This window comes from Pseudoalteromonas sp. SR45-6 (assembly GCF_014163545.1).
Taxonomy (GTDB): Bacteria; Pseudomonadota; Gammaproteobacteria; order Enterobacterales; family Alteromonadaceae; genus Pseudoalteromonas; species Pseudoalteromonas rhizosphaerae.
In genome coordinates this window covers 1-380 of sequence record NZ_JACJDM010000203.1, presented here as the reverse complement: position 1 = coordinate 380, position 380 = coordinate 1, and the positions used below count along the sequence as shown (strand labels likewise).

Genomic DNA, 380 nt, shown 5'->3' with positions numbered 1-380 from the left:
ATGGCGAAAAGTGGCTTTGATACTTACATTGCGGATAACCAATTTAGAAAACGAAATCCGCTGTTTAAAGAAAGTGAAACTTATGAGACAGAGCAAGAAAAGCGCCGACTAAAACGCAGTAAAGGCAAGCCACGGTTATTTACCTCAGACGACTTCCATTATGATGAGACGACACAAACCTGCCGCTGTCCCGCAGGCAATGAAATGTGGCGAAGCGGTATAAATGTAAACAGCCACAACCAAAAATATACGCGATTCTGCGGTTACTTAAAAGATTGCAAGGTATGCCCACTGCAACAGCAATGTATGCGAAAGCCACCTATAAAAACAGGACGGCAAGTTCAGTTTAAAAATGATGAATCGCGTAAAAAGCTAAGCTA

At 42.1% G+C, this 380-nt stretch carries 1 protein-coding gene; it reads left to right on the top strand.

Annotated features, from left to right (window positions below; genetic code table 11):
- Positions 1-380 (top strand): transposase (locus H5158_RS22915; protein ID WP_182740995.1); only part of this gene is annotated, 380 nt, incomplete at both ends.